The following is a 25,321-nucleotide window of genomic DNA, read 5'->3' on the forward strand; positions in this document are numbered from 1 at the left end:
CACGAGCGGGACGCTCGGGCTCATCGGGTGCGCGGCTGCGGTCAACATGTTGGACACGCTAACACTTGGGCTTTGAGAAACTCAAAGAAATGCTTTGAGCACGGATGGCGCGCGGGTGGAACCTGCGGCCCGGCAAGGCCCCGGAAACGCCGAAGCCCCAGCGTGGCGGGGGGTGTTCCCGGCGCTGGGGCGTATCGGTGTGCGCGGCGGCCGCGGGGCGGCTGTGAGGAAGGACTCAGGCGCGCGCGGCGTCGTCGGCCGCGTCCTCCTGGCTGCGGTTCGCGGCGAGCTTCTCCTTCGCACCCGCGACGCGGCCGGAGATCTGCTCGGACATCTCGTCGCGCTGCTTGCGCAGCAGGACGAAGGACAGCGGGGCGGAGAGCACCAGCGCGAGGAGCACGATCCAGGCGAAGTTGGCGTCGCCCAGCCCGGCGGGCACCCAGCCCAGCTTGACCAGGACGGCGACGAGCACCAGGCACCCGACGAAGATGCCCAGGCGCATCGCGGTGTAGCGGATCGTCGCGCTCGGCTTGAGGGCCACGGTGACCCCTCCCTCTCTTCTTACGTCGGCACGTGCCCGTCCAGTGAAGCACGCCGGGCCCCCGCTGCGGCCCGGTGGGGTCAGAGCAGGGGCAGCAGCATCGTGATGTCGTCGCGGTCGTCGCCGGGGGCCACGCGAATGGCGCCGGGCACCCGGCCGACTTCCTTGTAGCCGCACGCCGCGTAGAAGTGCTCCAGTCCGACTCCGCCGCGGCACTCCAGGCGGATGGCCTCGACGCCCTCCAGCGAGCGCGCCGCGTCGGCGAGGGCGGCCATCAGCTCCCGCCCGGCGCCCCTGCCCTGGAGGGCCGGCCCGACCATGACCGTGTACGCCCAGACCCAGTGCTTCCGCAACGGGTGCGCCTCGAAGGCCAGGAAGGCGACGGCCTGGACCGCGCCCTCCCCGTCCCGCCCGACCAGCAGCCGGTGGCGGCCCTCGGCCAGCGCGACGAGGTGCCTGACCAGCGCGGGCCGGATGTCGTCGACGGTGACGGGCGGGACGAAGCCGACCGCGCCGCCGGCGTTGGTGACCTCTGTCCACAGCTGTGCGATGCCGTCGCGCAGGGCGGGGTCGACGACCGGATCGAAGGTGAAGGTAAGGGTCATAGATGGAGAGTATCTATTACCGCCCCGCCGGGCAACGGGCTTTCGCGGACCGGCCGCACGAACACGAAGAGGCCCCGGTCCACAGGGGACCGGGGCCTCGACGGAGCCGAGTCGGCGTCAGACGCGCATCGCCTGCGGGGTCTCGCGCAGGGAGGCGTCCGGACCCGGGTACTCGCGGATGACCTCGTAGCGGGTGTTGCGCTCGACCGGACGGAAGCCGGCCTCGCGGATGAGCTCCAGGAGGTCGTCACGGCCCAGCTTGTTCGGCGTGCCGTAGTTGTCCGCGTCGTGCGTGATCTTGTACTCGACCACCGAGCCGTCCATGTCGTCCGCGCCGTGCTGGAGCGCGAGCTGGGCGGTCTGCACGCCGTGCATCACCCAGAAGACCTTGACGTGCGGCACGTTGTCGAAGAGCAGCCGGGAGACCGCGAAGGTCTTCAGCGCCTCGGCGCCCGTGGCCATCGTCGTACGCGCCTGGAGCCGGTTGCGGACCTTGCCGTCCTTCATGTCCACGAAGTCGTGCTGGTAGCGCAGCGGGATGAAGACCTGGAAACCGCCGGTCTCGTCCTGGAGCTCGCGCAGCCGCAGCACGTGGTCCACCCGGTGGCGCGGCTCCTCGATGTGCCCGTAGAGCATCGTCGCCGGGGTCTTGAGGCCCTTCTCGTGCGCCAGGCGGTGGATGCGCGACCAGTCCTCCCAGTGGGTGTCGTGGTCGACGATGTGCTGGCGGACCTCCCAGTCGAAGATCTCCGCGCCGCCGCCGGTGAGCGATTCGAGGCCGGCCTCGATCAGCTCGTCGAGGATCTCGGAGGCCGTGAGGCCGGAGATCGTCTCGAAGTGGTGGATCTCGGTGGCCGTGAACGCCTTCAGCGAGACGTTCGGCAGCGCCTCCTTGAGGGCGGACAGCGAGCGCGGGTAGTACCGCCACGGGAGGGTGGGGTGCAGGCCGTTGACGATGTGCAGCTCGGTGAGGTTCTCGTTCTCCATGGCCTTGGCCAGGCGGACGGCTTCCTCAATGCGCATCGTGTACGCGTCCTTCTCGCCCGGCTTGCGCTGGAACGAGCAGTAGGCGCACGAGGCGGTGCACACGTTCGTCATGTTGAGGTGGCGGTTGACGTTGAAGTGGACCACGTCGCCGTTCTTGCGCGTGCGCACCTCGTGGGCGAGGCCGCCCAGCCAGGCCAGGTCGTCCGACCCGTAGAGGGCGATGCCGTCCTCACGCGTCAGCCGCTCGCCGGAGCGGACCTTCTCCTCCAGCTCACGCTTGAGCCCCGCGTCCATTCCGGTGTCTCCTCTACCTGTCCCTGTCCAGACCTGTGTACAACCGCCACCAACCGTACTCTCAGGCGTCCTCGGGCAGCTCGCCGACCCGGTTCTCCCACTTGGTGGAGAGCACGATCGTGGTGCGGGTGCGGGAGACGCCCTTGGTGCCGGAGAGCTTGCGGATGATCCTCTCCAGGCCGTCGACGTCGCCTGCGCGCACCTTGAGCATGTACGAGTCGTCGCCGGCGATGAACCAGCAGTCCTCGATCTCCTGGAAGTCGCGCAGCCGGCGGGCCACGTCCTCGTGGTCCGCGGCGTCGGAGAGGGAGATGCCGATCAGCGCGGTGACGCCGAGGCCGAGCTCGGCGGCGGCGACCGTCGCGCGGTAGCCGGTGATCACGCCGGCGGTCTCCAGCCGGTTGATGCGGTCAGTGACGCTGGGGCCGGAGAGGCCCACGAGACGGCCCAGCTCCGCGTACGAGGCGCGGCCGTTCTCCCGAAGCGCCTGGATGAGCTGCCTGTCCACCGTGTCCATTACGTGGAGCCTTCCATTATTCGGCGATCCTGCAAGTTTAGGTATAGAATCAAAGGCACACAGGGTCAACACCCTGTGAATCTTTCAACAGATCAATGACGATCTTCAGGAGTGGTTCACCGTGTACACGATCGAGGCGGCCTACGCGCACATGCGACAGCTCCAGGAGCTGGCCAACCGATCCCGCACCGACCAGCCCGCCGCCGCCCGCCGCGTCGACAAGACCCGTCGCCCCGGCAGCGCCAAGAAGCGCTAGCGCCACTACTCACGGGGGCGGGCGCTGCCAAGCTCCCCCTCCCAACGGCGGTACAGCCCGTGCGGTACACCTGCCGCGTCGAGCACCCGCCCCGCGACGAAGTCCACGAGGTCCTGGATGTGCGTCGCGCCCGCGTAGAACGCCGGTGAGGCGGGCAGCACCACGGCGCCCGCCTCGTCCAGCGCCACCAGATGCTTCAGCGTCTGTCCGTTCAGCGGGGTCTCCCGCACCGCGACCACCAGCCTGCGCCGTTCCTTGAGCGTCACGCTCGCGACGCGCTGGAGCAGGTCCTTCGACAGCCCGAGCGCCACCCCCGCCACACAGGCGGTGGAGGCCGGGACGATCAGCATCCCCTTGACGGGGTACGAGCCCGAACTCGGGCCGGCCGCCAGGTCCCCGGCACCCCAGTACCGCACCCCGTCGAGGTCGAACCCCGCGAAGGTCCCCGGCTTGCCGTCCGCACCGCGGCCCAGCCACTCCTCCAGGTCCGCGCGCCAGTGCGCGTCCCGGAAGGCGATCCCGGTCTCGTCCAGCAGGGTGAGCCGCGAGGCCCGGCTGACCACCAGGTCCACGCTCTCGCCGGCCGCCAGCAGCCCCCGTACCACCGCCGCCGCGTACGGCGTCCCGGACGCCCCGGAAACCCCGACCACCCACGGGGTGCGCTTGCCGTCAGTCATACCTCCGAGACTATCCGGCCACGGCGCGGAGGCACTCTGTAAGGTGTCCGCACGTCCCAGGGGGTGGGACGGCACGAGGGGGAACACCATGAGCACGACGACGGCCGAACCGTCCTGGACCCGCACGGACCGCGCCAAGGCCGCCGCGCAGCTGATGCTGGGCTGGGTGGCACTGCTGTGGCTGATCGAGGCGGTCGACTACGCCACCGGGCACGTGCTGGACGCGTACGGGGTCGTGGGCCGCGACCCGGACACCCTCTCGGGCGTCCTCACCGGGTCCTTCCTGCACTACGGCTTCGACCACGTCGCCTCCAACAGCGTCCCCCTGCTGGTCCTCGGCTTCATAGCGGCCCTGTCCGGGATCCGGCGCTTCCTCGCCGTCTGCGGGCTGATCATCCTGGCGGACGGCATCGGCACCTGGCTGATCTCCCCGTCGGATGCCATGACCCTGGGCGCCTCGGGCGTCGTCTACGGCCTGTTCGGCTACGTGGTGGTCCGCGGGTTCGTCGAGCGCAGGGTGCTGGGCGTCCTGGTGGGCGTGGCCGTCGCCGCGTACTGGGGAGGAACGCTCTTCCTCGGCCTGCTGCCGCTGGACCCGACGATCAGCTGGCAGGGCCACCTGTGCGGGCTGGTGGGCGGCGTACTGACGGCCTTGTACTTCCGCCGCCCGGCCCCCCGGCAGGCCGCAGCGCTCAGCTGACGGCCCCGGGGTCGACGGGGAGCGCCGAGGTGTCGACGGTCAGTTTGCCGAGGCCGGTCTCCACCACGACCGCGTCGCCGTAGGGGATCACGTCACGGCCGCGGTAGCCGTCGGGGCCCGGGTTCCACATGGTGACGCAGTGCGCCTTGTAGGGGTCGAAGACCAGGTAGTGCGGGATCCCGCGCCGGGCGTAGGCCCTGTCCTTGACCTCGTAGTCGTTGCGGACGCTGCCCGGGGACACCACTTCGACGGCCAGCTCGATCAGGTCGGGCGCGTAGGCGCTGAGGTTCTTGCGCCGCTCGGTATCCGGGATGACGGCGAGGTCCGGGCAGAACTCGTTGTCGCCGTCGAGGGGGATCGCAACGTCGGAGATGAAGCCCCACTCCGGTGAAAGCTGCGGCCTCAGGAGGGACTGAACCTCCCAGATGGTCTGGTTGTGATGCGGCTTGACCGGACTCATCACGATGGCGCCCTCGACAATCTCCATCCGGTAGCCCGGGAACATGTCCTCGAACCGGCTGAGCTGCGAGTGCAGGCGGTCGCTCTCCGAGACGGTCACGTCGGCCTCCCTGTCCATGCACTCGATGGTAGGCCGCACGGTAGCTAGACCGTCAGACCCCGCACCACCAGATCGGCCAGCGCGCACACGAACAGGGCAATGCCGATGAACCCGTTGACCGTGAAGAAGGCCCGGTTCAGGCGGGACAGGTCGTGCGGCTTGACGATGGTGTGCTCGTAGAGGAACGCCGCCGCGACGATCAGCAGGCCCAGCCAGAGGAGGACGCCGCCGTCGGTGAGGACGGCGTACCAGGCCAGCAGGGCCGTGGTGACCACGTGGCAGCCGCGGGCGCCCCACAGGGCCGCCGGGACGCCGAAGCGGGCCGGGACCGACTTGACGCCGTCCGCGCGGTCGGAGTCCACGTCCTGGCAGGCATAGATGAGGTCGAAGCCGCCGATCCAGACGCCGATGGCGAGACCGAGGACCACCGCCTCCCACGACCACTCCCCGGTGATCGCCAGCCAGGCGCCGACCGGCCCCATGGCCTGCGCGAGGCCCAGGATGGCCTGCGGGAAGTTCGTGAAGCGCTTGCCGTACGGGTACACCACCATCGGGATGACGGCGACCGGCGCCAGCGCCAGGCACAGCGGGTTCAGCAGGGCGGCCGCGCCGAGGAAGACGGCCAGCGCGATCCCCGCGCCGGTCCAGGCGGACCGCACCGAGACCGCGCCCGTGACGAGCTCGCGCCCGGCGGTGCGCGGGTTGCGGGCGTCGATCTCGCGGTCGATGATCCGGTTGGCCGCCATCGCGAAGGTGCGCAGGCCCACCATGCAGACGGTGACGAGCAGCAGCTCGGTCCAGTGCATGCGCCCGTCCAGCCGGTACATCGCCGTCAGCGCGGCGATGTACGCGAAGGGCAGCGCGAAGACCGAGTGCTCGATCATCACGAGCCGCAGGAAGGCCTTGACCCTGCCGGGTGCCTGCGGGGTGGGGCCGGAGCCGATGATGCCGTCGGCTGTGGTCATCACGCCAGGCTCCTGCGGAATTCTTCGAGGTCGGCGCGGAGGGTGTCCACGGCCTCCGGGGTGATCTCCAGGGTGAGCGGGGGGACCTCCTCGCCCTCCGGCGGGGTGATCCGGGCCCGGAAGGCGCAGTCGTCGCCGGCCGGGCGGCCCTCCAGGCTCAGCACGGGGCCGGCCTCGACGGTGAACGGCTCGGCTTCGGCGAAGGACAGCTCGGCGAGCAGGCGTTCGGCGAAGTCGTCGGCGTCCGCGTCCCGCAGCCCGGGCAGCTCGAAGCCGCCGCCGCCGTCCTCCTCGTCCCACATCAGCGCCCAGACGCCGCCGGGGCCGACGAACTCCTCGGGGCTGACACCCGCCTCCGCGGCGGCCTCGCGGACCTCCGGGTCGGCCGGGTCGAGCTCGGGGCGGACGAGGGCCACGTACGTGGTGTCGTCACCGATGAAGAGGGCGGGGCCGCCCATGGCGATGGGGCTCACAGGCCGTACTCCTTCCAGCGGCGGTCCACGAGGGCCGCCGTCGCCGGGTCGGACTCGACCATGTCGGGCCAGCCGCCGTCGCGGGTGTAGCCCTCCTCCGGCAGCTTCTTGGTCGCGTCGATGCCCGCCTTGCCTCCCCAGAACTGCTGGTAGGAGGCGTGGTCCAGGTGGTCGACCGGTCCCTCGACCACGGTCAGGTCGCGGGAGTAGTCGGTGTTGCCCAGCGCCCGCCAGGAGACCTCGTGGAGGTCGTGGACGTCGCAGTCCTTGTCGACCACGATGATCAGCTTGGTCAGCGACATCATGTGGGCGCCCCAGATGGCGTGCATGACCTTCTGGGCGTGCTTGGGGTACTTCTTGTCGATCGAGACGATCGCGCAGTTGTGGAAGCCGCCCGACTCGGGCAGGTGGTAGTCCACGATGTCCGGCACGATGATCTTGAGGAGCGGGAGGAAGAACCGCTCCGTGGCGCGGCCCAGCGGGCCGTCCTCCGTGGGCGGCCGGCCGACCACGATCGACTGGAGCAGCGGGCGCTTCCGCATCGTCACGCAGTCGATCTTCAGCGCGGGGAAGGGCTCCTGCGGGGTGTAGAAGCCGGTGTGGTCGCCGAAGGGGCCCTCGGGAAGCATCTCCCCGGGCTCCAGCCAGCCCTCGATCACGACCTCGGCATTGGCCGGGACCTGGAGCGGGACCGTCTTGCAGTCGACCATCTCGATCCGCTTGCCCGCGACGAAGCCGGCGAAGAGGTACTCGTCGATGTCGCCCGGCAGCGGCGCGGTGGAGGCGTAGGTGACGGCGGGCGGGCAGCCGAAGGCGATGGCGACCGGCAGCCGCTCGCCGCGCGCGGCGGCGACGGCGTAGTGGTTGCGGCTGTCCTTGTGGATCTGCCAGTGCATGCCGATGGTGCGCTTGTCGTGGCGCTGGAGGCGGTAGAGGCCGAGGTTGCGGACACCGGTCTCGGGGTGCTTGGTGTGGGTGAGGCCCAGGTTGAAGAAGGAGCCGCCGTCCTTGGGCCAGGTGAAGAGGGCCGGGAGCCGGTCGAGGTCGACGTCGTCGCCGGTGAGGACGACCTCCTGGACGGGCGCGGACTCGCCCTTCACCTTCTTCGGCGGTACGTGGACCATCGAGCCGAGCTTGCCGAAGGCCTCGCGGACGCCGATGAAGCCCTGGGGCAGCTCGGGCTTGAGCAGGCCGCCGATCTTCTCGCTGATCTCGCCGTACGACTTGAGGCCGAGGGCCTTCAGGAGGCGGCGGTCGGTCCCGAAGACGTTCATGGCGAGCGGCATCGCCGAACCCTTGACGTTCTCGAAGAGCAGGGCCGGGCCGCCGGCCTTGTTCACTCTGTCGACGATCTCCCCGACCTCCAGGTACGGGTCGACTTCGGCCTTGATGCGCTTGAGGTCGCCCTCCCGCTCCAGAGCCCGGAGCAGCGAGCGGAGATCGTCGTAAGCCATGGAGCCCAGTATCCGTCACCCCATACCCTGGAACCGTCACCGGGGCCCCGCGCGGGCCCGTCGTCACTTCCCGGGAGTCGGTCCCACACCGTGCTGCGCTATCTGCCGTTCCTGCTGATCCTGGCGCTGACCATCTACGCCTTCATCGACTGCCTGAACACCCCGGAGGAGGAGGTCAAGCACCTCCCGAAGACGGTCTGGGTGCTGATCATCCTGCTGTTCTCGATCGTCGGCCCGGTGGTGTGGCTCTTCGCCGGCCGCAAGCGCTCGGCGGTCGGCGGCGGTGGCGGCCGGGCGCGCCGGCAGCAGTGGGTGGCGCCGGACGACAACCCGGAGTTCCTGAAGTCCCTGCGCGAGGAGCAGGAGAGGAACAAGGACAAGGACAAGGGCGAGGACGGCGACAGGGACCGCGACGACCGGGGCAAGGGCGACGCCGGCCAGGAGTAGGCGTCACCGCGCCCAGGGCAGGACGCGGGTGCCCTCGGCGACGTGACGAAAAACGGCCGGAAAGATCATTGAACACGTTCAACACCGCTGGCAGAATCGGCCCATGCCACCGCCGCGCACCCGGCCCCGGATCCGGATCCTCGACACGGTCCTGCGCAACCTGCTCGCGTACGGGGTGCTGACCTGCGCCCTGCTCGCCATGACGGGCGGCTGGGACCCGCAGCGCCACGACACGGGCCCCGTGCCCGCCGTGTACGACGCCGACATCTCCGAGATCGTCGGCACCTGGCGCTGCGTCGACGGCACCGAGGTGGAATTCCGGGCCGACGGCAGCGCCGCCGTCACCCTCCTCGACGGCCAGGAGCGCGACTACGCCGCCGGCTGGCGGCTCTCGGGCCCCGGCTCCTGGCGGCTCACCGCCGAACAGCCCGCCGGCCGCACCCTCGGCCAGCACCTGCGGCTGCGGCTGCCCGCCCCGACCGCCACCGCCTCCCGCGCCGGCACCGGCCCCCCGGCGGGCGCGCCGCAGCGGTACGCGTGGACCTTCGAGCTGCGCCGCGACGGGCGCGGGGCGCTGGAGCTGTACTTCGGCTTCTTCCTCGGGACCGGCCCGGCGCGCGGCGCCTACGTCCTGGAGAAGGACGCGTAGGAGGCGCGCAGCTCCGCCCAGCGGGCGTCGGTCCAGGCCGCCCAGTCCGTCGGGTGCCCGGCCAGGAGGGCCTCCAGCCGCTCGAAGTGGTCGTGCCAGCCGGCCAGGCAGTCCAGGCGCTCCTCGTCGGAGCCGCCGCGCTCGTTCAGGAAGCGGACCACCGTCGAGTCGGTGCCCACCGCCTCCAGGTGGAAGCGGATCCGCCCGTGCTCGGAGACCGTGTACTCGGCGACCCGCTCGGTGTCCCAGGCGGTGACCTGCCCGGACACGGTGGTGCCGGTGTTCAGCCAGCGCAGGGTGACGGCCCCGCCGAGCCGGCGTTCCAGCACGTCCGCCGCCGCCAGCCAGCCGAGCAGCCCATCCGCCGTGGTCAGGGCGGGCCACAGGGCCTCGTACGCGTACGGCAGGTGCATCTCGAAGCGGATGATCCAGCGGCCGGGGCCGCGCGGCTCGCTGGTGGCATGGCTCACAGGAGACATACCACCAGCGTCCCACTCCCCCGGGTCAGACGCCCGCGTACGAGTGCTTGCCGCTGAGCAGGATGTTCACGCCGTAGTAGTTCCAGATCCAGCAGGCGAAGGCGAAGAGTGCCAGGTAGGCGGCCTTGCGGCCCTTCCAGCCGGCCGTGGCCCGCGCGTGCAGGTAGCAGGCGTACGCCACCCAGGTGACGAAGGACCAGACCTCCTTGGGGTCCCAGCCCCAGTAGCGGCCCCACGCGTCGCCCGCCCAGATGGCGCCCGCGACGATGGTGAAGGTCCACAGCGGGAAGACCGCCGCGTTGATCCGGTACGAGAACTTGTCGAGCGAGGCCGCCGAGGGCAGCCGCTCCAGCACCGAGGTGCGGAACCGGCCCGGGGTGCGGCCCTGCTCCAGGTGGCTCTCGTAGCCGTCGCGGAACAGGTAGAGCACCGCGCCGGCCGCGCCGATGTAGAAGACCGCGCCGCAGAAGATGGCGGTGGAGACGTGGATCCACAGCCAGTACGAGTGCAGCGCCGGCACCAGCTGGTCGCTGTCGGTGTAGAGCCAGGTGGTGGCGATGCCGAGGTCCAGCAGGACCGTCGTGACCAGGATCAGTCCGAGCCAGCGGACGTTCTTCTTCAGCGCCAGGAGTAGCAGGTACGCGCCGACCGCGACCGTGGAGAAGGTCACCGAGAACTCGTACATGTTGCCCCAGGGGGCCCGCTCCACCGACATCGCGCGGGAGACCACGCCGGCCGCCTCGATGAGGAAGCCGAGCACGGTCAGCGAGACCGCGATCCGCCCGTACAGGTCGCCCTGCTCGGTGCCGCCGGCCGCGCCCGGGCCGTCCGGGACGTCCCGGGTGCCCGACGCGGAGCGGGTGACGACCTCGGGCTTGTCGAGGACGGCCGTCCCCCCGCCCTTGGTGCGCACCTGGACGGCGGGTGCCGCGCCGGCCGCCGCCTTCGACGCCGTCAGCGCGGCGGCCGTACGGCCCACCTTGCTGCGGCTGCCGAAGACCCACTCGGTGATGTGCGCGAGGAAGGCGAGCGTGTAGACCGCCATCGACGCGTACACCAGCTTGTTGCTGAGATCGGCGAGGCTCTCGTTCGTCGCCGCCGCGAGCAGCGTCGTCATGCGCGCTCCCCTTCTTCCTCTGTGGTTACCGCTTCGGCCGGGCTGGGCGCCCGTTCGTACAGGGCGGCGCAGAGCACCGACAGCTCCTCCGGCAGCTTCGCCGACTCGCTGCGGCCCAGGCCCGCCAGCTCCACGACGGTCAGGCCGTCCTCGCCCGGGACCGCGCGGACCCAGATCCGGCGGCGCTGGATGAACAGGGACGCGGCGAGACCGCCGATGGCGATCACCGCGCCGGCGAGGGCCAGCCCGTTGGCGGGCTGCTGGGTGACCGAGAAGGTCGCCCAGCGCTCGATGCCCTCGAACTTCACGGTGCCCGCGCCGTCGGGCAGGGTCATCGTCTCGCCCGGCAGCAGCCGCTGCTTGAAGAGCTGCCCCTCGGGGTTCTTGAACTCCTGCATCTTGGAGGTGTTCAGCTGGTACACGTTCTGCGGGAGGCCCGCGTCGACGCCGAGGCTGCCGTGGTAGGCGCTGAGGGCGAGGACCGGGAAGTCCAGGGCCGGGAACTGCGAGAGCATCGTGCCCTTGCCCTCGCCCGCGAAGGTCGGCACGAACATGGCGTTGAAGCCGAGCTGTTCCTTGTCGCCGTTCTTGTTGCGGTAGCCGTCCGGGACCTTGACCGCGCCCGAGGAGCTCAGGTTGGCGTCGAAGGGCAGCATCGGCACGGCGTCCTTGTAGATCACCTTGCCGGTGGGGTCGGTCACCGAGATGACCGGCGCGTAGCCGTGGCCCAGCAGGAAGATCTTGGAGCCGTCGATCTCCAGCGGCTTGTTGACCTCGATCTCGGCCTTCTCCGGCTCCCCGTGCGCGCCCTCGCTGTAGGTGACGTACGCCTTGAAGTCGCGCGGGGTGCCCTTCTGCGGGCCGGTCTTCTCGTAGCTCGCGTCGAACTTGTCCAGGGTGAACGAGAACGGCGGGAGGTTGTCGGAGGAGAAGAGGCTGCCGGATTTGAAGTCGTCGTACTGGGTGAGCGTGTTCGAGAAGCCCTTGCCGCGCAGGACGAGCTTGCCGCCCTCGGACTTGAAGAGCTGGCCGGCCGCGAAGGCCACGAGCATCACGATCAGGGCGATGTGGAAGGCCAGGTTCCCGGCCTCGCGCAGATAGCCCTTCTCGGCGGCGACGGCGTCGCCGACGGGCTCCGTACGGAAACCCCGCTTGCGGAGCAGGGCCTTCCCCGCGGTGAGCACCTCCGCCGGGGAGGCCTCCGTGCGCCACGTCGCGTATGCCGGCAGCCGCTTCAGGTGGCGCGGCGCGCCCGGCGGGCGGCCGGTGAGCTGGCCGACGAACTGCCAGGTGCGCGGCACGATGCAGCCGATCAGCGACACGAACAGCAGGATGTAGATCGCGGAGAACCACACCGAGCTGTAGACGTCGAAGAGCTGGAGCTTCTCGGCGACCGGCACCCAGAACTCGTGCTTCTGCTTCCAGTCGGCGACCTTCATCGGGTCCACCTGCGTCTGGGGGACGAGGGAGCCCGGGATGGAGCCGAGGGAGAGCAGGAACAGCAGGATCAGCGCCACCCGCATGGAGGTGAGCTGGCGCCAGAACCAGCGGGCCCAGCCGATCACCCCGATGCCGGCGGGGGCGGCCGCGCTCTCCTCGACGGGCGCCGTGGAGAGCTGCGCTCCGGCGGCGGCGTCGACGGAGTCGCCGTCCGTGTCCTTGTCCGTGACGCTGTCCGTGGGCGCCTCCACGGGCGCCTTGTCGGTCGTACTCATGTCCGTGTAGTCCTCAGATCCCCACCGTGAAGCCTTGGGTCCAGCTCTGCATCTCGTTCACGATGCCGGTCCACATCCCCGTGACGAGCAGCAGGCCGGTCAGGATCAGCATGCCGCCGCCGATCCGCATCACCCATGCATAGTGCTTCTTCACCCAGCCGAAAGCGCCGAGCGCCTTGCGGAAGGCGAGCGCGGCGAGGATGAAGGGCAGGCCGAGACCGAGGCAGTAGACGGCCGTCAGCAGCGCGCCGCGCCCGGCGGTGGCCTGGTCGATGGAGAGCGTCTGGACGGCGGCGAGGGTCGGGCCCATGCACGGCGTCCAGCCGACGCCGAAGAGCACGCCCAGCAGGGGCGCGCCGACCAGGCCCGCCGTCGGCTTCCTGTGGAAGCGGAACTCCCGCATCGTCAGGCCCGGGATCGCGCCCATGAAGAAGAGGCCGAGGACGATCACCAGGCCGCCCATCACCCGGGTGATGACCTCCTTGTTCTCACCCTGGAAGACGTCGCCGAACTGCCCGAAGAGCGCGCCCGTCGAGACGAACACGGCGGTGAAGCCGAGGACGAACAGGCTCGCCCCGGCCAGCATCCGGCCGCGCCGGGCCTCGGCGAGGTCGGCACCGCTGACGCCGGTGACGTAGGAGAGGTAGCCGGGGACGAGCGGGAGCACGCACGGCGAGAAGAACGAGATCAGCCCGGCGAACAACGCGATCGGCAGGGCCAGCAGCAGCGCCCCGTTCAGGACCGTGGTGTTGGCGCCGATCGCCTCGGCGGCCAGCGGGAGGTGCGGTGTCACGCGGTCACTGCTCCGCGAGGAGCGGGTCGATCATCGAGCGCAGCTGCTCCTCGTTGACCGCGACGAGGGTGCGGGCGGCGATCTTGCCCTGCTTGTCGAGGACGATCGTCGAGGGGATGGACTGCGCGTTGAGCGTGCCCTTGGGGAAGCGGAGCATCAGCTTGCCGTCCGGGTCGTAGAGGCTCGGGTAGGTGATCCCGAAGTTCTCTTCGAAGGCGGCGGCGTTCTGCTTGCTGTTGTCGCGGGTGTTGATGCCGACGAACGCGACGTCCTTGCCGCCGTCGGCCATGTCCTTGGAGACCTTCGCGAAGTACGGGGCCTCGGCGCGGCAGGGCGGGCACCAGGAGCCCCAGACGTTGAGGACGACGACCTTGCCCTTGAGGGCGGTCGTGTCGAGCGTCTTGCCCTCGACGGTCTCCCCGTCGAGCTTGGGGGCGTCGACGCGGTCGGCCTTGGCGACGGTGGAGATGCCGCTGGGGCCGGTCACGTAGTTCCCGCCGGCGGACCCGGCCGACTTGCCGCCGCCGTCCGAATCGCCGCACGCGGACAGGGTCAGGGCGCTCGCGAGGGTGATCGCGGTCAGCAGGACGGCGCGGCCGCTGGTCGAGCGGCAGCTGGTTCGAGGTGAACGCGCGCGGCTAAGGCTCATGTGAAAAGTTTCGCATGACCGATTTGCGGATCTTCCGCACCCCCCGACGGGGTGTTAAGGCCCTGGTCAGGGGCTGGCGGAAAGGTTCCGCCAGCCCCCCGGGGGCGGGCCGGGGCCTGGCCGGGGGCGCGGACTCCTAGGCCCCGAAGGCCTTCGACTTGCCCTTGACCGGCTTCGCCCCCGCGAGGAGGTGTACGGGAACGAGGTCCCGCGCCGGCTCGCTGTACCCGACCGACACCAGCTTGTCGTCCTGGTACGTGAACGACGTCAGCGAAGCGAGCGTGCACTGGCGCCGCCGCGGGTCGTGCCACAGCCGCCGCCGCTCCGCGAAGCTCCGTACGATCCAGATCGGCAGCTGGTGGCTCACCGCCACCGCCTCGTGCCCGCGCGCCGCGTCCCGCGCCGCCTCGATCGCGCTCATCATCCGCACGACCTGCTCGACGTACGGCTCGCCCCACGACGGCTTGAACGGGTTCGTCAGGTGCTTCCAGTTGCCGGGCTTGCGCAGCGCGCCGTCACCGACGCCGAAGGTCTTGCCCTCGAAGACGTTGCCCGCCTCGATCAGCCGGCCGTCGGTGGCCAGCTCCAGGCCGTGCACCTTCGCGATCGGCGCGGCCGTCTCCTGCGCCCGCTCCAGCGGCGAGGCCACCACGTAGGTGACGTCCCGGTCCTGGAGGTGCTCGGCGACCCGGTCGGCCATCTGCCGGCCCAGCTCGGAGAGGTGGTAGCCGGCCCGGCGGCCGTACAGGACGCCCTCCGGGTTGTGCACCTCTCCGTGCCGCACCACGTGGACGACGGTGATGTCGCTCATGCGGTCGCCTCCGCGGCGGCGCGCGCGGCGGCCGGCAGCGCGGCCGCGATCCGCTCGACCGCCCGCTCGTCGTGGGCCGTGGACACGAACCAGGACTCGAACGCCGACGGCGGCAGGTACACGCCCTGCGACAGCATCGAGTGGAAGAACGCGTTGAAGCGGAACCCTTCCTGCGTCTTCGCCTCGTCGTAGTTGCGGACCGGGTCCGCGGTGAAGAACACCGAGAACATGTTCGACGCCGTCTGGAGCCGGTGCGCCACGCCCTCCTTCGCCAGCGCCGCCGTCACCAGGCCCTGGATCTCCTTCGAGACCGCGTCGACCTTCTCGTACGCCGCCGCGTCCAGCAGCCGCAGCTGCGCGAGGCCGGCGGCGGTGGCGATCGGGTTACCGGAGAGCGTGCCCGCCTGGTAGACCGGGCCGGCCGGGGCCAGGTGCCCCATGACGTCCGCGCGGCCGCCGAAGGCCGCGGCCGGGAAGCCGCCGCCCATGACCTTGCCGAAGGTCATCAGGTCGGGCTTGACCCCGTCCACCCCGTACCAGCCGGCGCGGGAGGTCCGGAAACCGGTCATCACCTCGTCGGAGATGTACAGCGCGCCGTTCTCGCGGCACAGGTCGGCGAGGCCCTGGTTGAAGCCCTCGGCCGGGGTGACGACGCCCATGTTGCCGGGCGCGGCCTCGGTGATCACGCAGGCGATCTCGCCCGGGTGCGCGGCGAAGGCGGCCCGCACGGCTTCCAGGTCGTTGTAGGGGAGCACGATCGTGTCGCCGGCCTGCGCGCCCGTGACACCGGGGGTGTCGGGCAGGGCGAAGGTGGCCAGCCCGGAACCGGCGGCGGCCAGCAGCGCGTCGACGTGTCCGTGGTAGCAGCCGGCGAACTTGACGACCTTGGCGCGGCCGGTGAAGCCGCGGGCCAGCCGGATCGCCGACATGGTCGCCTCGGTGCCCGAGGACACCAGGCGGACCTGCTCGACGGGCTCGATACGGGCGACGATCTCCTCGGCGAGGGCGACCTCGCCCTCGCCGGGCGTGCCGAAGGAGGTGCCGCGGGCGACCGCCGCCTGCACCGCCTCGATCACCTCGGGGTGGGAGTGGCCGAGGATCATCGGCCCCCACGAGCAGACCAGGTCGACGTACTCGCGCCCGTCGGCATCGGTCAGGTAGGGACCGGTACCGGACACCATGAACCGGGGCGTACCGCCCACGGCGCGGAAGGCGCGCACGGGAGAGTTCACGCCGCCGGGGGTCACGAGGGACGCGCGCTCGAAGAGCGTCTGCGAAACTGGGGCTTCATACGGGTACGGGTAGCTCACACCAGCCATGGTCTCAGAGGCCGCGACAGACTTGCGGACGGGCGTTTCACCGCGCCGCCGCGGGGGAGGTCACTGCCATGATGATCAGGCTGCGTGGCGGGGGCCGCGGGGCCGGGGCAGGCAATACGTGTCGGGTGGAGATATGCAACGCGGTGGTGGACCGGGCGAGGGTACCGACGGCCTCGACCCGCAGCGCGCCCGCGAAGCCCGCCGCCGCGGCAAGCACCGTCGGCGCGCGGCCGAGGCCGCCGATCCCGCACCGGGGCCCGGTCCGGGCCGGGCGCCCGGCGGCGAGGACGACGCGGAGGACACCGGCGGCCTGCCCAAGGGCCGCGGCATGGGGGTGACGTACAAGTACTTCGGCGCCCCCGACGGCGCCACGGCCGCGCGGGTACCGCAGACGATGCGGCCGGAGGAGCTGGGCGGCGACGAGCTCGGCATGGGCGGCATGTTCACCAAGATCAAGCCGGAGACCATGGCCGCGATGGTCCTGACCGGCATCGAGGGCATACCCCTGCACAAGGTGCCCCCGCTGGAGCTCGTCGTCCTGCACCCCGACTACGCGGTGGTCAAGCTGCCCATGACGGTGGTGGACCCGCTGCGCGGGGTGGGCGAGGAGTCGGTGGGCGCGGCCGCCTTCATCTGGTCGACGGTCCCCGACCGGGGCGGCCCGCGCGACGCCTTCAACGTCTACCAGCTGCTGCACGAGTGGCAGGACTTCTCCCACCGCCTCCACGAGAACGGCCATCAGGCCTACTGCCTCGTCTGGCCCTGACCCGGGATCTCATCCACGGTGGGCGGCCTTCCGCGTGGGCGGCCCGCCCCGGACCGGAAGCCGCCCGTCAGGCGGTCGGGGCCACCCTTCTCGGGCAGCAGGCGGTCGTCGAGTGAGCGCAGCTCGCGCCGTCCGAGGCGGGCGGTGATGTGGTTGCGGACCGTGGCCTCGCACCGGAGAGCGGTCGTCGGGCCGGCGGAATTCGCGTCCAGCCATTTCTGCGCGTAGCCGGCGGGCATCTCCTCGGTCGCGCTGAGGACGACCTACGCGCCGTGCCGCAGCTCGGCGTCGACCTCGGCAGCCCGGCTGCCGGCCGCCGCCCCGGTCCCGAAGTTCTCCTTGCGCTGCTGCCCGTCGAGGTAGCGGCGGCGGGCCTCTCGGATGCGTCCGACGCGCTCCGCTCTGACGGCCCAACAGATTTGCATGGCCGTTCAACGCACACGGGTCCCTGACGTCGCGTCACCCATGCAGACCATTTTTCCCGATTTGCGGTCTATTGCCGCGAAATATGCGTGAATACTCTCATGTGACGGCGCATCACATCTCTGGAAGGGACGGTCTGCGGCTCCCGCTCGGGGTGAGCCTTCGCACCGGCGCCGATAGGGGGCCTGCGGCCCTCAGCAGCCATCGTCGCGGGCGCTCGGGATCCTCCTACGGGGGACTGAGACCCGAAGCAACAAGAAAGGTCCTGCCATGGCGTTGGACGCCATCCGGTCGGCTCCACCCGACACAAGTCCCCACCACAAACTGCTCAAACGGGGGGCCTTCGCCCTGCTCCCCACAGCGCTCCTAGCGGCCACCCTGATCCCGACCCTCGCCCACGCCGCAGAAGCCCCCGTGCTGCTGGGGACCACCGCCAGTTACGGGGTCCTGGCCGGCTCTACGGTCACCAACACGAACGACACGGTCATCGACGGTGACCTGGGGCTCTATCCGGGCACGTCGGTGACCGGCTTCCCTCCCGGCATCGTCAACGGAGTGATTCGCGTAGCCCCCAACGCCGCCGCCGCTCAGGCGAAGTCCGACCTCGTCGTCGCCTACGACGACGCGGCAGGCCGGGGGCCCGGGACCATTCTCGCTTCGGACGAGATCGGCGGACTCACGCTGGCGCCCGGCGTCTACACGGCCCCGGCGTCCCCGCCGTCCCTGCAACTCACCGGGACGGTCACCCTCGACGGCCAGGGCGACCCCAACTCCGTCTTCATCTTCCGGATCCCCTCGACCCTGACCACGGCTTCGTCGAGTTCCGTGGCCTTCATCAACGGAGCAAATGCCTGCAACGTGTTCTGGCAGGTGGGCACCTCCGCCACCCTCGGCACGACCACCCAGTTCAAGGGCACCATCCTGGCCATGCAGTCCATCACGCTGAACAACAGCGCCGTGATCGAAGGCCGCGCCCTGGCGCGTGAGGCCGCGGTCACGATGGACAACAACACCATTACGGTGCCGACCTGCGCCGCCGGCCCGCCCGGACCTTCCGGCCCGCCCGGACCTCCCGGCCCCACCGGCAGCCCCGGCCCCACCGGGTCTCCCGGCCCGACCGGCCCGGCCGGGCCGCCCGGGCCGACGGGCTCGCCCGGTCCCACCGGCAGCCCCGGCGCACCCGGACCCGACGGCGCACCCGGACCCTCCGGACCTGCCGGACCCGCCGGCCCCACCGGTAGCCCCGGCGCACCCGGACCCGACGGCGCACCCGGACCCTCCGGACCCGCCGGACCCGCCGGCCCCACCGGTAGCCCCGGCGCACCCGGACCCGACGGCGCACCCGGACCCTCCGGACCCGCCGGACCCGCCGGACCGACCGGTTCTGCCGGACCTGCCGGACCCGCCGGACCCACCGGTTCTGCCGGACCCGCCGGACCCGCCGGACCCACCGGTTCTGCCGGACCCGCCGGACCCGCCGGACCCACCGGTTCTGCCGGACCCGCCGGACCCACCGGTTCTGCCGGACCCGCCGGACCCGCCGGACCCACCGGACCCGTAGGACCCACCGGACCCGCCGGACCCAAGGGCCCTCGCGGCGACAAGGGCGAGAAGGGTGACTCTGGCGATCACGACCACGGCCATCACGGCCACCACGACGGCGGCGACGAGGGCGAACACGGTCGCGACGACTACGACCACGACGATGAGGGTGAGGGCGAGCAGGGTCACGGTCCCGACGACCACGACCAGGGCAAGCCCGGCCACGGTCCCGACGACCACGACCAGGGCAAGCCCCCGTGGGCCGACTTCCTGCCGGGCGGCCTCGACGACGCCCTGGGCCACATGCTTCCCGGCCAGGCGGCCAAGAACGTCAACTTCGCCCACGTGAGCGCCGCCACGGCCCGGCAGCCGAAGCCGGCGTCGCCCGACCTCGCCGCTACCAGCACGAGCAGCGGGACCGGCGTCATGGCCGCTTCCGCAGCCGCCCTGGTATTCGTCGGAGGCTCGGCGGTCTTCGCGATGAAGAGAACCCGCCGAGGTACGGCTCGTCGACAGCACTAGCCGGCACAAGGCCGGTGTGACAGCCTCGCGCCTCTGACCGATCCGTCTCGACAGCGCCCGAAGCCGAGCCCCTGGACACGTCGTCCAGGGGCTCGGTCCTCTGTCTCAGGACGCGTACCGCACGACGCTCACGGCTTCGGCGGGAAGGGCGTGCGGGCGTCTCCCCAGGATTCCGTGGCGACATACAGCTTGATGGCTTCGTCGATGAAGTGACGGGTACTGTCCGGGCTCAGTGCCTGGGCCTGCAGGTGGGCATACATATCGCTGTAGATCCTGACGTCGGATCGTTTCTCCAAATAGAGATCGCTGGTGAACCTTTCCAAATACACCACGCTCACGTCGGTGGCGTCGGCGAACTCCAGCAGCGCGAACTGTCCAGAGACACCGGGATGCGCGCCCGCGTCGTGGGGGAGGACCTGCACGGTGATGTGCGGCTGGGCTCCGAGGTGGGTCAGATGCTCCAGTTGCTCGCGCATGACCTCGCGGCTGCCTACGAGGCGCCGCAGTGCCGACTCGTCCAGTACGGCCCATAAGCGCAGCGGATTGTCCGGGACGCCCAGCCTGCGCTGGCGCCGCAGCCGCACCTGGAGACGCATGGCGGCCTGTTCGGCGGTGGCCTGAGGGATCGTTCCTGCAATGACCGCCCGAGCGTAGGCGGGGGTCTGCAGCAGGCCGGGGATCACCAGGGGCTCGAAGCACCGGATCGCTGCGGCCTCGGCCTCCAGGCCGATGTAGGCGCCGTACGGGATATCGCCGTAGGAATTCCACCAGCCCTGCTGCCCCGATTCCCTGGCCAGCCGCATCAACTGGTCGACAAGCCGCTGGTCCTGGACTCCGTACAGCCCGCAGAGATCGCGCACGTCTCGCGGCTTGATGAGGCGGCGGCCGTTCTCCATGAGACTGATCTTGGGCTGGGAGATCAGCAGGCTCTCGGCCACCTGCGGCGTCGTCATGCCCCTCATCTCCCGGAGCCGACGGAGCTCCGATCCCAGCCTGCGCCTGCTGACGGTGGGATTGACATTGACACCCACGGGCCGTGTACCTCCGCTCGAAACCCTTGCGCTGGCAAGCAGATTGCCATGGCCAGCGCACGTGGATCCACCTTGACCCCGTGTCGTGCAATTGGTTCGCGCCGGGCGCAGAGCGGCCTGAATTTCGTAAATTCCCATCCATACGAATTGCAGACCGCGCAGCAACCGCGACGAGCCCCATTCCGATGAATTTCTGCGCAATATGCCGGCCCCCAGGGACTGCCCCACCTGATCGCGGCCGTCAATCACGCCACCACCGCGCGGGAGCCGGCACCTCGCCCTCTCGCCCTTCCTGGCCACTGACACAGCGCCGAGGCCGCTGCCGGGCCAACGAGGCAGCGCCGTGCGGAATCAGGGCAGGGCCACAGCGACCGCAAGGACGGCCTCCACGGCCGGGCTGCGGACTCCTCCCAACGCCTCCACGAGAACGGCCACCGGCTGCACCGCCTCGCCTGGCCCTGGCGGCCCTGCCCGGGGCGGCCGGGGCCTTCAGGCCTCGCCGCGCACGGCAGCGTTCTCCTGCCACGTGCGGCCGATCGCCTTGACCAGCGCCGGGTACACGCCCAGGTACCGGAAGGGCTTGATCGCCGCCATGTACACGGCGCCCCTTCACCCGTTCTCGCCTCAAACGCCGGCGGGGCTGGACGTTCCAGCCCCGCCGACGATCTCAGCCTCGCCGGCGTTTGAGGCGCGGAGGTCTGGGGGCGGAGCCCCCGGGAAAGCGGGTCCGGGCGCAGCCCGGGGGGCGGAGCGCGGGGGGCGGAGCGCGGGGGGCGGAGCGCGGGGGGCGGAGCGCGTCAGGGGGTCAGGACCACGCGACCCCGGGTGCCCGGGACGGCCAGGGCTTCGTGGGCCTTCGCAGCCTCCGCGAGGGGGAAGGTGTCCGCCACCCGGAGCGTCAGCGCGCCCGCGTCCACCAGGGCGGACAGCCGGGCCAGCAGCGCGCCGTCCGGGGCGACCTCCTGCTCCGCCACCCGGATCCCCCGCTCCGCGGCCGGCGCCGCGCCCGGGATGAGGCCGACGTACGCGCCGCCGTCGCGGACGGAGGCCAGCGCCGGAGCGCCCAGCACCGCCGTGTCCAGCACCCCGTCCACCGGACCGGCCGGCGCCGAACCCCGGGCCACGAACTCCGCCGCGCCGAGCGAGCGCACGAACTCCTCGTCCCCCGCGCCCGCCAGCGCCGTCACCACCAGCCCCGCCCGCGCCGCCAGCTGCACCGCGAGGCCGCCGACCAGGCCGGCCGCGCCGGTGATCAGCACCGAGTCGCCCGGGGCGAGCCCCAGCAGGTCCACGGCCCGGGCCGCCGTCAGGCCGCTCAGCGGCAGCGCCGCCGCGGCCGCGTCGTCCACCGACTCCGGGGCCGCCGCCACCGCCGAGGCGTCGAGCACCGCGTACTCGGCGTGCGTGCCGAGCGGCTTCACCGGGCCGTAGTGCAGCCCGACCACCCGGCGGCCCTCCGTCCAGCCGTCCACGCCGGCGCCGACCGCGTCGATCTCGCCCGCCACGTCCCAGCCGAGCCCGAGCCGCTGCCCGGCCCCGCCGAAGACGCCCGCCCGGACGGCGCCGTCGACGGGGTTCACCCCGGCGGCCCGGACCCGGACCCGGACCTGGCCGGCCCCCGGCTCCGGAACCGCCACCTCGGCCAGTTCCACCCGCTCCGGCCCGCCGAAGGTGCTGACGACCGCCGCCCGCATGGTCCGGATCCGGGTGCGGGTCCGGGTCCGGGTCTGGGTCTGGGTCTGGGTCTGGGTCTGCTGCTGCTCGCTCATCGTTCTCTCCCCGTCGTGTTCGTTCGGCCGTTCCCGATGACCACTAACTTATGGAGAGGTACTCTCTTTTCGTAAGTGCGCACTGCGGAGTGCGTACCCGACCCGGAAGTGGGCACCCCATGGCCACCCGCACCGCCGCCGCCCTCCGCGAGGAGGCCCGCGCCGCCTACGACGCCTTCGTCAAGGAGTGCCCCACCAGCCAGCTCCTGGCCCGCATCAGCGACAAGTGGGTCGGCCTCGTCCTCAGCGCCCTCGGCCAGGCCGAACAGGGCTCCATGCGCTACAGCGAACTCGGCCGCAAGATCCCCGGCGTCAGCCAGAAGATGCTGACCCAGACCCTCCGCTCCCTCGAACGCGACGGCATCGTCACCCGCACCGTCACCGCGACCGTCCCCGTCCGCGTCGACTACCGCCTCACCGAACTCGGCGGCAGCCTCGGCTGCCTCCTCTCCTCCGTCAAACAGTGGGCCGAGAACCACTTCGACGAGGTCAGCGCCCACCGCGAGGCCTACGACGAGGCCGCCGCCACCACCTGAGCCCCCTCCGAAATTCGGCCGCGCCGCCCCGGCCCCCAATGGCATGCTGGGACCGTGAACGGTCCCGGCATCCACCTCACCCTCGCGCCCGAGCTGCGCCTCTTCGCCCCGCCCAGCCGGCGCGTCGACCGCGTACCGACCGCCACCGACGGCGCCTCCAGCCTCGGACACGTCGTCGAATCCGCCGGCGTCCCCCTCACCGAAGTGGGCCGGCTGCTCGTGGACGGGCAGGAGGTCACCGTCTCGTACGTGCCCCGAGCCGGCGAATCGGTCGAGGTGTTCGGCATCGACCGGCCCCAGCAGGTCACCGGCGCCCCGCTGCGCTTCCTCCTCGACGTCCACCTCGGCACCCTCGCCCGCCGCCTGCGCCTGCTCGGCGTCGACGCCGCCTACGAGAACGAGGACATCGGCGACCCCGCCCTCGCCACCCGCTCCGCCGCCGAGCAGCGCGTCCTGCTCTCCCGCGACCGCGGACTGCTGCGCCGCCGCGAGATCTTCGCCGGCGCGTACGTCTACAGCGACAACCCCGACGACCAACTGCGCGACGTCCTCGGCCGGTTCGCCCCCGAGCTCGCGCCCTGGAGCCGCTGCACCGCCTGCAACGGCCCGCTCCGGGAAGCCGACAAGGACAGCGTGGGCGACCGGCTGGAGCACGGCACGCAGCGCTCGTACGACGTCTTCGCCCAGTGCGCCGACTGCGAGCGCGTCTACTGGCGCGGAGCCCACCACTCCCGCCTGGAGCGGATCGTCGGCGACGCCGTGGCCGAGTTCGGCAACGGCGCCACCGTCTGACCCCGTTCGGTTCAGAAGGCGTACGGGTCGCCCGTGTCGAGGGCCAGCACCACGTGCTCGTTGTTGGCGTGGTTGCGGTCGGCCGTGCCGCCGTCCCACAGGGTGTCGATCCGCACGGCCACCTCCGCCGGCCGCTCCCGCAGCCCGAGCAGCAGCGCGATGTGGCGTCCCCGCCCGTGCCGCGGCAGCGGGCCCGTCTCGCACACCACCTCCCGCCGGCCCACCCGCGCGCACCCCTCGGACAGCTCGTGCCGGTCCGCGAGGTCCGCGGACAGCCGCACCCGCACGGTCGCGTTCGGCACCTCGGCCGGCCCCTCGTTCTGCGGCACCATCCACACCTTCAGCTGCCCGTGCGCCAGCCGGACCCGTCCGTGGTAGGCCACGTCGGCCTCCTCGTCCGAACCCGGCCGGGCACCCGCCGGCCCTGCCCCGCACAGCACCAGCAAGCCCGCCACCACCACACTGCGTACGGCACCACGGCGCACCGCCACCACCTCCTCGCGCGGACCGTAGCCACCCCGCCCGACCGCCGATCGGACCATCACACGAATGAGGGCGAGCCGTCCGCCATTCGCCCGGCGGCCCCGCCCCGCCCCCGTGCGTAGGCTTCGAGCCATGCCGATCGCCCGCTCCGCCGCCCTCTTCGCCCTCGCCGCCCTCCTGGAGATCGGGGGCGCCTGGCTGGTCTGGCAGGGGGTACGGGAGCACAAGGGCCGGGCCTGGATCGGCGCCGGGGTGATCGCCCTCGGCCTGTACGGGTTCGTCGCCACCCTCCAGCCGCAGGGCGACTTCGCCCGCGTCCTCGCCGCCTACGGCGGGGTCTTCGTCGCCGGGTCCCTGCTGTGGGGCGTGGTCGCCGACGGCTACCGGCCCGACCGCTGGGACGTGGCGGGCGCGCTCGTCTGCCTCGCCGGGATGGCCGTGATCATGTACGCGCCGCGCCGCTGACCCGGCCTATGCTGGCGGAGATTCGTCCGTACGAACGACCGAACCGGCGGGCGACCCCCGCGACCCCGCGATCCACGAGGTCACCCGCGACCCGCGACCCCCGCGACCCCACGAGGAGCCCCGCCCATGAGCACGCGCCCGGCCACCCGAACCGCCGTAGTCACCGGCGCGAGCAGCGGAATCGGCGCGGCCACCGCCCGGCAGCTCGCAGCGGCCGGCTACCACGTCGTCCTCACCGCCCGCCGCAAGGACCGCATCGAGGCGCTCGCCGCCGAGATCTCCGAGGCCGGCCACGAGGCCACCGCGCACGCCCTCGACGTCACCGACCGGCCCGCCGTCGACGCCTTCGCCGCCTCCCTGGAGCGCTGCGACGTACTCGTCAACAACGCCGGCGGTGCCATCGGCGCCGAGCCCGTCGCCACCGGCGACCCGGCCGACTGGCGCACGATGTACGAGGTCAACGTCATCGGCACCCTCAACGTCACCCAGGCGCTGCTGCCCGCCCTCGTCGCCTCCGGGGACGGCACGGTCGTCGTGCTCTCCTCCACCGCCGGCCACGCCACCTACGAGGGCGGCGCGGGCTACGTCGCCGCCAAGAACGGCGCCCGCGTCCTCGCCGAGACCCTCCGCCTGGAGATCGTCGGCCGGCCCGTCCGCGTCATCGAGGTCGCGCCCGGCATGGTCAAGACCGAGGAGTTCGCGAAGACCCGCTTCCGCGGCGACGCCGCGAAGGCCGAGAAGGTCTACGAGGGCGTCGCGGAGCCCCTCTCCGCCGACGACGTGGCCGACACGATCACCTGGGCGGTGACGCGCCCCAGCCACGTCAACATCGACCTGCTGGTGGTCCGCCCCCGCGCCCAGGCCTCGAACACGAAGGTCCACCGCGAGCTCTAGATGAATGAGTCCGATGTCTGTGCTGGTCGCGACCATGGCGAAGGGCGCCCGTTGGTCAGTGTGTGAAGACAAACCTGGACGCCCTTCTGGC

At 71.5% G+C, this 25,321-nt stretch carries 30 protein-coding genes; 10 read left to right on the top strand and 20 right to left on the bottom strand.

The window, feature by feature from the left end:
- Positions 1 to 235 precede the first annotated feature (235 nt).
- The 4 genes from ACZ597_RS34335 to ACZ597_RS34350 all read right to left on the bottom strand — a co-directional run bounded on the left by ACZ597_RS34335 (position 236) and on the right by ACZ597_RS34350 (position 2,944).
- The gene (locus tag ACZ597_RS34335) at positions 236 to 502 is read right to left on the bottom strand and encodes a DUF4229 domain-containing protein (protein ID WP_471339136.1); all 267 of its coding nucleotides are present in this window, start codon (positions 500 to 502) and stop codon (positions 236 to 238) included.
- Between the two features lie 119 nt (positions 503 to 621).
- Positions 622 to 1,146 carry a GNAT family N-acetyltransferase gene (locus ACZ597_RS34340; protein WP_471339089.1) on the bottom strand — a complete coding sequence of 175 codons (525 nt, stop codon included), beginning with the start codon at positions 1,144 to 1,146 and terminating at the stop codon, positions 622 to 624.
- Between the two features lie 117 nt (positions 1,147 to 1,263).
- Positions 1,264 to 2,427, bottom strand: a complete 1,164-nt coding sequence (gene mqnE, locus ACZ597_RS34345) for an aminofutalosine synthase MqnE (RefSeq protein WP_471339091.1) — start codon at positions 2,425 to 2,427, stop codon at positions 1,264 to 1,266.
- A 61-nt stretch (positions 2,428 to 2,488) separates the two neighbouring features.
- Positions 2,489 to 2,944, bottom strand: coding sequence for an Lrp/AsnC family transcriptional regulator (locus ACZ597_RS34350; protein ID WP_007264709.1), 456 nt, complete (start codon positions 2,942 to 2,944; stop codon positions 2,489 to 2,491).
- A 121-nt stretch (positions 2,945 to 3,065) separates the two neighbouring features.
- On the opposite strand from ACZ597_RS34350, the gene ACZ597_RS34355 reads away from it, so the two are divergent.
- On the top strand, positions 3,066 to 3,200 hold the full coding sequence (locus ACZ597_RS34355) for a hypothetical protein (protein ID WP_260613643.1): 135 nt from the start codon (positions 3,066 to 3,068) through the stop codon (positions 3,198 to 3,200).
- Positions 3,201 to 3,205: 5 nt separating this feature from the next.
- On the opposite strand, the gene ACZ597_RS34360 is transcribed toward ACZ597_RS34355, so the two are convergent.
- Positions 3,206 to 3,877: a UbiX family flavin prenyltransferase gene (locus tag ACZ597_RS34360; protein ID WP_469115520.1), complete on the bottom strand. Its 672-nt coding sequence runs from the start codon at positions 3,875 to 3,877 to the stop codon at positions 3,206 to 3,208.
- Positions 3,878 to 3,965: 88 nt separating this feature from the next.
- On the opposite strand from ACZ597_RS34360, the gene ACZ597_RS34365 reads away from it, so the two are divergent.
- Positions 3,966 to 4,577 (top strand): rhomboid family intramembrane serine protease, encoded by a 612-nt coding sequence (locus tag ACZ597_RS34365; protein WP_471339094.1) that lies wholly within the window; start codon positions 3,966 to 3,968, stop codon positions 4,575 to 4,577.
- Here ACZ597_RS34365 and ACZ597_RS34370 read toward each other — a convergent pair.
- The 4 genes from ACZ597_RS34370 to ACZ597_RS34385 are packed head-to-tail and all read right to left on the bottom strand — an operon-like array spanning position 4,570 to position 8,028.
- Positions 4,570 to 5,154, bottom strand: a complete 585-nt coding sequence (locus ACZ597_RS34370) for a Uma2 family endonuclease (protein ID WP_471339096.1) — start codon at positions 5,152 to 5,154, stop codon at positions 4,570 to 4,572. The two genes, ACZ597_RS34365 and ACZ597_RS34370, sit on opposite strands and share 8 nt — an antisense overlap.
- Before the next feature lie 26 nt (positions 5,155 to 5,180).
- Positions 5,181 to 6,101 (bottom strand): menaquinone biosynthesis prenyltransferase MqnP, encoded by a 921-nt coding sequence (gene mqnP, locus ACZ597_RS34375; protein WP_471339098.1) that lies wholly within the window; start codon positions 6,099 to 6,101, stop codon positions 5,181 to 5,183.
- On the bottom strand, positions 6,101 to 6,574 hold the full coding sequence (locus tag ACZ597_RS34380) for a hypothetical protein (RefSeq protein ID WP_471339100.1): 474 nt from the start codon (positions 6,572 to 6,574) through the stop codon (positions 6,101 to 6,103). Before ACZ597_RS34380 ends, mqnP begins: the two co-directional genes overlap by 1 nt.
- Complete coding sequence (locus ACZ597_RS34385) at positions 6,571 to 8,028, bottom strand: menaquinone biosynthesis decarboxylase (protein ID WP_125595376.1); 1,458 nt, start codon at positions 8,026 to 8,028, stop codon at positions 6,571 to 6,573. The genes ACZ597_RS34380 and ACZ597_RS34385 overlap by 4 nt, the downstream gene beginning before the upstream one ends.
- 90 nt (positions 8,029 to 8,118) lie before the next feature.
- Here ACZ597_RS34385 and ACZ597_RS34390 point away from each other — a divergent pair, with 90 nt between their 5' ends.
- Both ACZ597_RS34390 and ACZ597_RS34395 read left to right on the top strand, forming a co-directional pair.
- Positions 8,119 to 8,475: a PLD nuclease N-terminal domain-containing protein gene (locus tag ACZ597_RS34390; RefSeq protein ID WP_471339102.1), complete on the top strand. Its 357-nt coding sequence runs from the start codon at positions 8,119 to 8,121 to the stop codon at positions 8,473 to 8,475.
- Positions 8,476 to 8,578: 103 nt separating this feature from the next.
- Positions 8,579 to 9,124, top strand: a complete 546-nt coding sequence (locus ACZ597_RS34395) for a hypothetical protein (protein WP_471339104.1) — start codon at positions 8,579 to 8,581, stop codon at positions 9,122 to 9,124.
- On the opposite strand, the gene ACZ597_RS34400 is transcribed toward ACZ597_RS34395, so the two are convergent.
- The 7 genes from ACZ597_RS34400 to hemL form a co-directional block, all read right to left on the bottom strand.
- The gene (locus ACZ597_RS34400) at positions 9,100 to 9,603 is read right to left on the bottom strand and encodes an SRPBCC domain-containing protein (RefSeq protein WP_471339106.1); all 504 of its coding nucleotides are present in this window, start codon (positions 9,601 to 9,603) and stop codon (positions 9,100 to 9,102) included. The two genes, ACZ597_RS34395 and ACZ597_RS34400, sit on opposite strands and share 25 nt — an antisense overlap.
- A 25-nt stretch (positions 9,604 to 9,628) precedes the next feature.
- Positions 9,629 to 10,720 (bottom strand): c-type cytochrome biogenesis protein CcsB, encoded by a 1,092-nt coding sequence (gene ccsB / locus ACZ597_RS34405; RefSeq protein WP_471339108.1) that lies wholly within the window; start codon positions 10,718 to 10,720, stop codon positions 9,629 to 9,631.
- On the bottom strand, positions 10,717 to 12,435 hold the full coding sequence (gene resB / locus ACZ597_RS34410; RefSeq protein WP_471339110.1) for a cytochrome c biogenesis protein ResB: 1,719 nt from the start codon (positions 12,433 to 12,435) through the stop codon (positions 10,717 to 10,719). Before resB ends, ccsB begins: the two co-directional genes overlap by 4 nt.
- Positions 12,436 to 12,448: 13 nt before the next feature.
- Complete coding sequence (locus ACZ597_RS34415; protein WP_471339112.1) at positions 12,449 to 13,228, bottom strand: cytochrome c biogenesis CcdA family protein; 780 nt, start codon at positions 13,226 to 13,228, stop codon at positions 12,449 to 12,451.
- Between the two features lie 4 nt (positions 13,229 to 13,232).
- Positions 13,233 to 13,877: a TlpA family protein disulfide reductase gene (locus ACZ597_RS34420; RefSeq protein ID WP_471339114.1), complete on the bottom strand. Its 645-nt coding sequence runs from the start codon at positions 13,875 to 13,877 to the stop codon at positions 13,233 to 13,235.
- A 136-nt stretch (positions 13,878 to 14,013) separates the two neighbouring features.
- Positions 14,014 to 14,688, bottom strand: coding sequence for a histidine phosphatase family protein (locus ACZ597_RS34425; protein WP_469115508.1), 675 nt, complete (start codon positions 14,686 to 14,688; stop codon positions 14,014 to 14,016).
- Positions 14,685 to 16,007, bottom strand: coding sequence for a glutamate-1-semialdehyde 2,1-aminomutase (gene hemL, locus ACZ597_RS34430; RefSeq protein ID WP_471339116.1), 1,323 nt, complete (start codon positions 16,005 to 16,007; stop codon positions 14,685 to 14,687). The genes ACZ597_RS34425 and hemL overlap by 4 nt, the downstream gene beginning before the upstream one ends.
- A gap of 328 nt (positions 16,008 to 16,335) precedes the next feature.
- Here hemL and ACZ597_RS34435 point away from each other — a divergent pair, with 328 nt between their 5' ends.
- On the top strand, positions 16,336 to 16,773 hold the full coding sequence (locus ACZ597_RS34435; protein ID WP_007264729.1) for a hypothetical protein: 438 nt from the start codon (positions 16,336 to 16,338) through the stop codon (positions 16,771 to 16,773).
- Between the two features lie 263 nt (positions 16,774 to 17,036).
- On the opposite strand, the gene ACZ597_RS34440 is transcribed toward ACZ597_RS34435, so the two are convergent.
- Positions 17,037 to 17,198, bottom strand: coding sequence for a hypothetical protein (locus ACZ597_RS34440; RefSeq protein ID WP_471339118.1), 162 nt, complete (start codon positions 17,196 to 17,198; stop codon positions 17,037 to 17,039).
- Between the two features lie 268 nt (positions 17,199 to 17,466).
- Between ACZ597_RS34440 and ACZ597_RS34445 the strand changes: the two genes are divergently transcribed.
- Complete coding sequence (locus tag ACZ597_RS34445; protein ID WP_471339120.1) at positions 17,467 to 19,260, top strand: ice-binding family protein; 1,794 nt, start codon at positions 17,467 to 17,469, stop codon at positions 19,258 to 19,260.
- Positions 19,261 to 19,388: 128 nt separating this feature from the next.
- Here the strand turns inward: ACZ597_RS34445 and ACZ597_RS34450 are convergent, their stop codons facing one another.
- Together ACZ597_RS34450 and ACZ597_RS34455 are read right to left on the bottom strand one after the other, a co-directional pair.
- Positions 19,389 to 20,291, bottom strand: a complete 903-nt coding sequence (locus ACZ597_RS34450) for a helix-turn-helix domain-containing protein (RefSeq protein ID WP_471339122.1) — start codon at positions 20,289 to 20,291, stop codon at positions 19,389 to 19,391.
- Between the two features lie 797 nt (positions 20,292 to 21,088).
- The gene (locus ACZ597_RS34455) at positions 21,089 to 21,985 is read right to left on the bottom strand and encodes an NADP-dependent oxidoreductase (protein ID WP_471339138.1); all 897 of its coding nucleotides are present in this window, start codon (positions 21,983 to 21,985) and stop codon (positions 21,089 to 21,091) included.
- 194 nt (positions 21,986 to 22,179) lie between these two features.
- On the opposite strand from ACZ597_RS34455, the gene ACZ597_RS34460 reads away from it, so the two are divergent.
- Complete coding sequence (locus ACZ597_RS34460; protein WP_471339124.1) at positions 22,180 to 22,596, top strand: winged helix-turn-helix transcriptional regulator; 417 nt, start codon at positions 22,180 to 22,182, stop codon at positions 22,594 to 22,596.
- 54 nt (positions 22,597 to 22,650) lie between these two features.
- Positions 22,651 to 23,388 carry a Mut7-C RNAse domain-containing protein gene (locus tag ACZ597_RS34465; protein ID WP_471339126.1) on the top strand — a complete coding sequence of 246 codons (738 nt, stop codon included), beginning with the start codon at positions 22,651 to 22,653 and terminating at the stop codon, positions 23,386 to 23,388.
- Between the two features lie 11 nt (positions 23,389 to 23,399).
- Here ACZ597_RS34465 and ACZ597_RS34470 read toward each other — a convergent pair whose 3' ends face one another.
- A complete protein-coding gene (locus ACZ597_RS34470) occupies positions 23,400 to 23,930 on the bottom strand; it encodes a hypothetical protein (protein WP_471339128.1) in 531 nt (176 codons plus the stop codon).
- 73 nt (positions 23,931 to 24,003) lie between these two features.
- On the opposite strand from ACZ597_RS34470, the gene ACZ597_RS34475 reads away from it, so the two are divergent.
- Positions 24,004 to 24,336: a YnfA family protein gene (locus tag ACZ597_RS34475; RefSeq protein ID WP_471339130.1), complete on the top strand. Its 333-nt coding sequence runs from the start codon at positions 24,004 to 24,006 to the stop codon at positions 24,334 to 24,336.
- A gap of 126 nt (positions 24,337 to 24,462) precedes the next feature.
- Positions 24,463 to 25,230 (top strand): SDR family NAD(P)-dependent oxidoreductase, encoded by a 768-nt coding sequence (locus ACZ597_RS34480; RefSeq protein ID WP_471339133.1) that lies wholly within the window; start codon positions 24,463 to 24,465, stop codon positions 25,228 to 25,230.
- The last annotated feature ends 91 nt before the right edge of the window (positions 25,231 to 25,321 follow it).

This window comes from Streptomyces sp. NPDC040718 (assembly GCF_055593565.1).

Excerpts from the sequence above, each read along its gene's own strand:
- ACZ597_RS34335 (WP_471339136.1), bottom strand. The coding sequence starts at position 502 with ATGCGCCTGGGCATCTTCGTCGGGTGCCTGGTGCTCGTCGCCGTCCTG.
- ACZ597_RS34340 (WP_471339089.1), bottom strand. The coding sequence starts at position 1,146 with ATGACCCTTACCTTCACCTTCGATCCGGTCGTCGACCCCGCCCTGCGC.
- mqnE (WP_471339091.1), bottom strand. The coding sequence starts at position 2,427 with ATGGACGCGGGGCTCAAGCGTGAGCTGGAGGAGAAGGTCCGCTCCGGC.
- ACZ597_RS34350 (WP_007264709.1), bottom strand. The coding sequence starts at position 2,944 with ATGGACACGGTGGACAGGCAGCTCATCCAGGCGCTTCGGGAGAACGGC.
- ACZ597_RS34360 (WP_469115520.1), bottom strand. The coding sequence starts at position 3,877 with ATGACTGACGGCAAGCGCACCCCGTGGGTGGTCGGGGTTTCCGGGGCG.
- ACZ597_RS34365 (WP_471339094.1), top strand. The coding sequence starts at position 3,966 with ATGAGCACGACGACGGCCGAACCGTCCTGGACCCGCACGGACCGCGCC.
- ACZ597_RS34370 (WP_471339096.1), bottom strand. The coding sequence starts at position 5,154 with ATGGACAGGGAGGCCGACGTGACCGTCTCGGAGAGCGACCGCCTGCAC.
- mqnP (WP_471339098.1), bottom strand. The coding sequence starts at position 6,101 with ATGACCACAGCCGACGGCATCATCGGCTCCGGCCCCACCCCGCAGGCA.
- ACZ597_RS34385 (WP_125595376.1), bottom strand. The coding sequence starts at position 8,028 with ATGGCTTACGACGATCTCCGCTCGCTGCTCCGGGCTCTGGAGCGGGAG.
- ACZ597_RS34395 (WP_471339104.1), top strand. The coding sequence starts at position 8,579 with ATGCCACCGCCGCGCACCCGGCCCCGGATCCGGATCCTCGACACGGTC.
- ACZ597_RS34400 (WP_471339106.1), bottom strand. The coding sequence starts at position 9,603 with ATGTCTCCTGTGAGCCATGCCACCAGCGAGCCGCGCGGCCCCGGCCGC.
- ccsB (WP_471339108.1), bottom strand. The coding sequence starts at position 10,720 with ATGACGACGCTGCTCGCGGCGGCGACGAACGAGAGCCTCGCCGATCTC.
- resB (WP_471339110.1), bottom strand. The coding sequence starts at position 12,435 with ATGAGTACGACCGACAAGGCGCCCGTGGAGGCGCCCACGGACAGCGTC.
- ACZ597_RS34420 (WP_471339114.1), bottom strand. The coding sequence starts at position 13,877 with ATGAGCCTTAGCCGCGCGCGTTCACCTCGAACCAGCTGCCGCTCGACC.
- ACZ597_RS34425 (WP_469115508.1), bottom strand. The coding sequence starts at position 14,688 with ATGAGCGACATCACCGTCGTCCACGTGGTGCGGCACGGAGAGGTGCAC.
- hemL (WP_471339116.1), bottom strand. The coding sequence starts at position 16,007 with ATGGCTGGTGTGAGCTACCCGTACCCGTATGAAGCCCCAGTTTCGCAG.
- ACZ597_RS34435 (WP_007264729.1), top strand. The coding sequence starts at position 16,336 with ATGGGGGTGACGTACAAGTACTTCGGCGCCCCCGACGGCGCCACGGCC.
- ACZ597_RS34440 (WP_471339118.1), bottom strand. The coding sequence starts at position 17,198 with ATGCAAATCTGTTGGGCCGTCAGAGCGGAGCGCGTCGGACGCATCCGA.
- ACZ597_RS34445 (WP_471339120.1), top strand. The coding sequence starts at position 17,467 with ATGGCGTTGGACGCCATCCGGTCGGCTCCACCCGACACAAGTCCCCAC.
- ACZ597_RS34455 (WP_471339138.1), bottom strand. The coding sequence starts at position 21,985 with ATGCGGGCGGCGGTCGTCAGCACCTTCGGCGGGCCGGAGCGGGTGGAA.
- ACZ597_RS34460 (WP_471339124.1), top strand. The coding sequence starts at position 22,180 with ATGGCCACCCGCACCGCCGCCGCCCTCCGCGAGGAGGCCCGCGCCGCC.
- ACZ597_RS34470 (WP_471339128.1), bottom strand. The coding sequence starts at position 23,930 with ATGGTCCGATCGGCGGTCGGGCGGGGTGGCTACGGTCCGCGCGAGGAG.
- ACZ597_RS34475 (WP_471339130.1), top strand. The coding sequence starts at position 24,004 with ATGCCGATCGCCCGCTCCGCCGCCCTCTTCGCCCTCGCCGCCCTCCTG.
- ACZ597_RS34480 (WP_471339133.1), top strand. The coding sequence starts at position 24,463 with ATGAGCACGCGCCCGGCCACCCGAACCGCCGTAGTCACCGGCGCGAGC.